This is a genomic window from Parabacteroides sp. AF39-10AC (genome assembly GCF_003635405.1).
GTDB lineage: Bacteria > Bacteroidota > Bacteroidia > Bacteroidales > Tannerellaceae > Parabacteroides > Parabacteroides distasonis.
Map to the genome: position 1 here is coordinate 1104 of NZ_QTLP01000059.1, position 6690 is coordinate 7793.

4 protein-coding genes are annotated in these 6690 nt (G+C 43.8%); all 4 read right to left on the minus strand.

What is annotated here, in order from left to right; genetic code table 11:
- Positions 1 to 188: hypothetical protein (locus DW033_RS25145; protein ID WP_233554303.1), on the minus strand; the 188-nt coding region annotated here is incomplete at its 3' end.
- A 126-nt stretch (positions 189 to 314) separates the two neighbouring features.
- Positions 315 to 1856, minus strand: coding sequence for a RagB/SusD family nutrient uptake outer membrane protein (locus tag DW033_RS23900; protein WP_009276901.1), 1542 nt, complete (start codon positions 1854 to 1856; stop codon positions 315 to 317).
- Between the two features lie 14 nt (positions 1857 to 1870).
- On the minus strand, positions 1871 to 5035 hold the full coding sequence (locus tag DW033_RS23905) for a TonB-dependent receptor (RefSeq protein WP_009276900.1): 3165 nt from the start codon (positions 5033 to 5035) through the stop codon (positions 1871 to 1873).
- A gap of 238 nt (positions 5036 to 5273) precedes the next feature.
- Entirely contained in the window at positions 5274 to 6452 is a 1179-nt protein-coding gene (locus tag DW033_RS23910; RefSeq protein ID WP_233554304.1) for an IS4 family transposase, read from the minus strand.
- Between the last annotated feature and the right edge of the window lie 238 nt (positions 6453 to 6690).

Sequence of the window (6690 nt, forward strand, 5' to 3'; positions counted from 1 at the left end):
TCTTCGGGAGTCATTTGATCGTTAAATACTGCGAAAAGGTCTCCGTTAGGCAGGGCGGCCTGTTTCGCTTGGAAATCGTTCTCAACCTCAGCTCGGTAAGCGGTGTCGGTGATAAAATGTTGTTGGTTGTTACAGCTCGTCCATACGAGTAATGTAAACAACAGTGCGAATAGATGTTTTTTGTTCATAAAGCGGATATGTATATTCGACAAAAGTAGTTATTCTACATATAATATGAAATTTATCTAAAAAAACCGGAAGGATTCATATCCTTCCGGTTTTTCTTTTACTTGCGGTTTGTCCATTCGAAAGGATCAATATCCATTGTTTTGAACAAGAGCTCCTTTAGAAAGGTCGATTTCAGTTAGAGGAATAGCCCATAGATAATCCCTATTCGGATTAAAGTTCCTTTGCTCTATGAATACGTGCTTTCCGTCTACTAATTTCCCGTATACAGGCTTCTTCACGTCAGCCTCTGTTGTTTTCCAGCTGCGTGAGTCAAACAGGTGGATTCCTTCGAACGTGAACTCCAAACGTCTTTCCAAGCGGATAGCCTCACGCATTTGCTCTTTGCTTAATCCATCCGGGAGGGGAGGAAGCTCTACACTGGGGCGTTGGCGAACCTGGTTGATTGCGGCATATACTGATTTGTCAGGCCCTTTTAGCTCATTCTGAGCCTCGGCGTATGTTAATAGGATATCGGCATAACGGATGTAAATGAAATTTGTCCAGCCATACTCATTGTTGCCGTCATTTTTGGGGTTGACATATTTTCGCATGCTATAGCCCGTGCGAGTAGCGTTTCCGTTACCCATGCCATTTGAATCGTATGTTTTCCCTGCCAATTCCTGTCCATCCCAAAGGATCGAGTACGCTAGGCGAGGATCGCGGTTCTCGAAAGGTTTCGCCGGATCATAAAGTTTGGATTCCTTAATGGATTTCCCATCTACGCAAGGATAAGCGTCTATTAGGTCTTGCGTTGGTGACAAGGCTTCCCATCCACCCATCATTAGGGGGCCGAAGTATTGGTCGATCAAGCTTCCGATCGTAGAGTTATATGCGTTTTGTACATATTGGCGGTCAAAGATGACTTCCTTGTTATTCTCATACTCCGGTAAGAACAGGTTCTCGTAATTCTCGAATAATCCGTAAACCCCAAGATCCATAACCTCCTTGGCAGCTTTAGCGGCGGTTTCGTATTTATGGAAATAAATGCTCATTTTGGCTTTTAGCGCTAATGCGGCTCCTTTGGTAGCACGCCCTATCTCGCTGGACTCGGTCCGTTTTTCTGGCAGTACTTCCGCTGCTTTGTCCAGCTCCTTTACGATAAACTCATACACTTCCTCTTCCGTGTTACGTGCTGGGATAGGTTCGTTTAGCTCAAGTGCATGTGTCAAGATAGGCACGCCGCCGAAATATTTCACCAACGTTGAATAGAAGAAGGCTCGTAAAAAAGTAATCTCTCCCGTAAGGATGGTTTTCTTGCCTTCGTCCATTTCCACCTGTTCGATGTTTGCCATGTAGACCTCGCATCGGCAGATACCGTCGTAGGCCCTCTGCCATACTTGTTTGAAGTGAGGGTTGGAGGCAGTCGCTGTTCCTGCGGATAACTGTCCTTGTTCGGCACCTACGTGTACCGGTACGGCGTTATCCGTATAGCAATCGGTCATGATGATATGGTTTTCCGGGGCGATTAGATATCGGTAAGTCCCCGTTGTGTATTGAGTTGCGTCTTGGGCATCTTTCCAGAAAGAGACATCAGACAATTGATCTTTCGGGGCACGATCCAGAAAACCGTCATTACAGCTAGTTCCCGCTAATAATACGAGTGATACTAAATAATATTTAAGTTTCATAATTGCTTAATTTTTTAGAATGATAGATTAACACCAAATGAATAGTTCCTTGTTAAAGGATAATAGCTACCTCCGCGGCTCAGCTCTGTGGAAGCTTGATTGTTGAAGTCGTAGGCCGCTTCGGGGTCTGCCCCGTCAAATCCTGTGATCGTGAATAAGTTGTCCGCGCTGAAATAGAAGCGTAAGCGACTGATTCCCGAGTTTGCCAATAACTTAGACGGAATGGTGTAGCCAATCTGTAGGTTTCTCATCTTTACGTATGCTGCGTTTTGCATCCAGAATGTTGATGTCTGCCAGTTCTTATTCGAATTTCTCATAGACAAGCGAGGATATGTGGCATCCGGGTTCTCCGGAGTCCAACGGTCCAAATGGGCTTCTGTTACTTTGCCTCCATTATAGAATGCCCTGCTGATCTCGGCCTTTACGATTCCATCTACCATCCCCGCTCCTTGCAGCAATGTGGAGAAATCGAAATTCTTATAATTAAATCCTAGGTTTAACCCAAAGTTCAATTTCGGGAAATAGTTACCAAGTGACTTACGATCTTTCTCATCGATGACCTTATCGCCGTTCAAGTCGGCGTATTTCAAGTCTCCGGGTACCGGAGTTCCCATGACTTGCTTGGGATGAGCGTCAATCTCGGCTTGATTTTGGAAAATACCCTCGCAAACATATCCATAGATATTATTGATCGGATCTCCAACGGAACGTCCCGGTATATCACCACCACTTAGATCTGTGATCTCATTGTGTACGTAACTTATGTTGAATGTCGCGTGATAATTGAAATCACGGATATTGTTGTTGTGCCTAAGAGACAACTCGACGCCTGTATTCCTTACTTTACCTGCGTTTTGCATAGGAGCGTCAACACCTACAATCTCAGGGATCGGCAGGCTCAGTAAGATGTCACTTGTGTTTTTCAAGAAGAAGTCACCCGTGAATGAGAGCTTGCCATTCAAGAAATCCGCGTCAACACCCACATCGACTTGACTGGTAGTTTCCCATGTTATATTCTTGTTGGCCATTGTCGGCGTGATAGAGATTCCCGGGGTTAACACGTTATTATAGCTATAGTCATAGCCAAACGCATAGGTGTTATAAAATGCGTAATTGCCGATCTCTTGGTTTCCTAACTGTCCCCAAGAGGCGCGTAGTTTTAGGTTATCTACCCAAGAGGCTTTGAAGAAATCCTCTTCCGAGATTCTCCAGCCGGCCGAGAAAGAGGGGAAAGCTCCGAATCGGCTGTTTTTAGGGAATCTGGAAGTTCCGTCATAACGGATGTTGCCCTCCAGTAAGTACCGATCGTCGAACGAGTAATTAATACGTCCGAAGGCCGATCGGAGCGCATATTCCACCAAGTTACCTTGAGTCTCCTGCGTAGTCACGTTTCCGGCGTTGATCTCTCCTAAGCTGTTGCTGGAAGGCAGGTCTTTACGTAAAGCCGATACATATCGATATTGGTTATATAGTTGAGAGTATCCGGCTAAAGCCTTGATGCCATGCTTTCCGAAAGTCTTCTCGTAATTCAAGTAGGCTTGCAGATTGATTTCCAGCATCTTCTTGTCATAGTTTTGCGCCATGTTCCGAGTTGTCTTGATCGGGTTCTTGGAATCTGCGCTATAGAAATTGATACTTCTGGAGAAGACATGTTGATCCAATAAGTTGAATATCGCTCCGGCATTACCGCGAAGGGTCAGCCCTTCGATAATCTTATATACGAAAGATGCGCTTCCTTGGAAGTTGTTGTTGTATATTCGGCTTAAACCTCCTTCTCTAGCGGTAGCCACGGAGTTATGCTCATTCTTGAAAAGCCCGTATTGTCCGTTTTGGAATTGAATCGGTGTTACTGGTGTCTCGCGGAACGCGTAGTGTATGATATTGGAAGCTCCATCCCCTGTCCTGCCCAAATTGGAAATACCTATCGCGGGTTCTGCTTGGCGATCCCGATAGGCAGCCATGTTCAAAGAGAAGTCGAGACGGTCGTTGACCTTTGCGTCAAGGTTGGCTCGAACGTTAAACTTATTGTAATTCATGTTCGGTATCAAACCTTTTTTATCGTGGAAACCAAAGGATACAGAATAACGGATCGCCTCAGAACCTCCCGTTACATTTAGATGATGATTATGAAACAACCCGTTTTCGCTTAGTAGGGTTCCCAGCCAATCGCTATTGGCAAAATGGTCGGGATCGCTTCCATCTTGGAACTTTTTCAGGGCTGTTTCGTCATAAGGCTTAGGCATATTGTCATTCGCATATGCCTCATTTAATAGTGTCGCATATCCGTACGAGTCCAAGTACTTGGGAAGACGGGTAGCGGATTGCCAGCCAACGTATCCGTTATAGGAGACGTTGGTCTTGCCTGCGGCTCCCTTCTTGGTCGTTACCAAGATTACGCCATTTGCGGCACGCACACCGTAGATAGACGAGGCCGCTGCGTCTTTCAATATAGAGATGTCTTGTATATCATTGGGGTCTACGCTGTTTAGGCTCGACTCTACCCCGTCTATGATAACCATAGCCTCGGCCTTTCCAAGAGTTCCCACGCCACGTACGCGTAAAGAACCGGCGTCAGCGCCCGGCTGTCCTGTATTCTGGATGATCGTTACGCCGGAAACTTGTCCGGTCATCATATTCACCGCATTGGAGGTTGTTCGGTTCTCCATCATGTCAGCCTTGATATTACTGATAGCACCGGTCAGGTTCACTTTCTTTTGTGTTCCATAGCCGACTACTACCACCTCATCTAAGTTTTGTGTGTCTTCTGTCAATTGAATGTTTAATACAGATTGACTGGCTATTTGAATCTTCTTTTCGATATATCCGATATAAGAAATTCGTAAGGTCGCTCTGGTATTTACTTCCAGCACGAATTTTCCGTCGAAATCTGTGATCGTTCCATTAGTCGTTCCATCTTCTACCACATTGGCGCCGATGATCGGTATTCCGCTGGAGTCTGTGATCGTTCCGCTTACCCGTTTTGTTTGTTGCTGGATAAGCGTGCCAGCCTTCATCCGGCTGTTGGAAGAGATAGCGGCTTTTGCCGCAAGATCGTTTGGGAAAGCAACTCCAGTACACAAGAAAAGGCAAAGACATAGTGTAGCTTTTTTTTTGTGTGTCTGTTTGTCAGCAGAGTTCCTGCTGTCGTCTTTAGGCAATAGAAACAATGTTTGTTTCATGACTTTTAGTTTTTTATATTAATAATGTTTCAAAGAGTTAACAAAGATGACTTCTTGTGTTTTTTGTAATGTTTTTCCGTATTTGGAAATTTCTTTTCCATATATGGAATTCCTGTTCATTTTCCAAAGGAAAAATAGATGAATTTATTACTGGGATGTTGTATGTTTTGTTAATAAATGTTTTTTTTGTTTTATAACATATTGTATGCGGCCACGGTAATGTTTTTATCCGGATCCACTACTGTCCAAAGAAATTTTCCCATAAGGTCAACTGACCATCATCGGAGTCATTCTGAGGACGTTTGGGTTTAACAAATAGTTCACCTAAAGGTTTCCTTTCAAAGAGGACTTTACCAATGGCAGCGGATAATATATAAAGATTTTGATCAATATGATATACTTTCTTAGCAATGGCAAGCAGCAGATAATCGCATATGGCAATCCAAATCTGCGAGAATACAGCATTTTGGCTCGTTCCGTAGAACGACTTGATATGCAGTCGCTGTTTGACCCATTTGAAGAAACATTCCACTTGCCAGCGCTCTCTATAGAGTTCCGCTATAGTCAGGTAGGAATGAGTGAAATCGTTGCTCAGAAATCTATAAATGTTTCCGGTAGCATAATCCTCATAAATAACCATGCGGAGTGTGTCTGGATACCATTGGGAGGTTTTCTGTCCAGTAAGCCTAATAGTGGAATCACTCACAACTCCAGTCTGCTTGTCTACGGGGCGTTCCTCCAGCACTTCATATTTCATATTATCCTTGGCTCTTGTTACAAAGAACGCTTGCTGACGATGAGAGTGATTAAACAACTGCTTGAAATCGATGTAGCCTTTGTCCATGAGATAATAGCTTCCTGGTTCTACAGGAATCAAACTCATTGTTTTAGAGTCATGGATGGCAGCCTCTGTCAGATAGATGAATGTTGGTATGGAACCACGCAGATCCAACAGCGTATGCATCTTTACACCGCCTTTGTCATGATGCAGACGAGCCCATGGACAAAGCTGAAGGCACAACTTGATAGTGCTGCTATCAAAGGCGTACACGATACCGTCCACGTCAAGACGGGAAGGCTCATTTTGGTACAGTTCTCTTGCCCAAGCAATCAGAATCTGACCGAAATCATGATATATACGCCAATCCTTGGTCTCATTGATATGGGCCAAAGTGGAACGTTGGATATACTTTATTCCGCTCGAATAGAGTTTGGAAGAGAGTGCAACCAGCGTTGCATCAATGCTGCGGAGACTAACTTGGTCAGTGAACTGCGCAAAGCTCATCACCATAAACAGGTCTCTGCATTTGAACTCGATGGCATGTCTATTGCCATTGTATCTCTTTACGCACTTGTCGAATTCATATCTTGGTATGAGCGACATGATCTGAGCGAATATGGTCTTTCCTTGATTCATGATTTCGGTCTCTTGCAATACAATTTGCAAAAGAACAAAATCAAATCTCGAAAAAATCAAATTTGTATAACTAATTGAATATAGCCAATTTAAACCATGTCCAAGATTTTTTCTTTGGACAGTAGTGATCCGGATCGTTTTTTTTTCTGTAGAAAGTTGTCGAACTTTGTGTTTTTAATTATCATTAGACATTATATAGATTAAATTGTTATATGACTCATTTTGTGACTGACTCTGA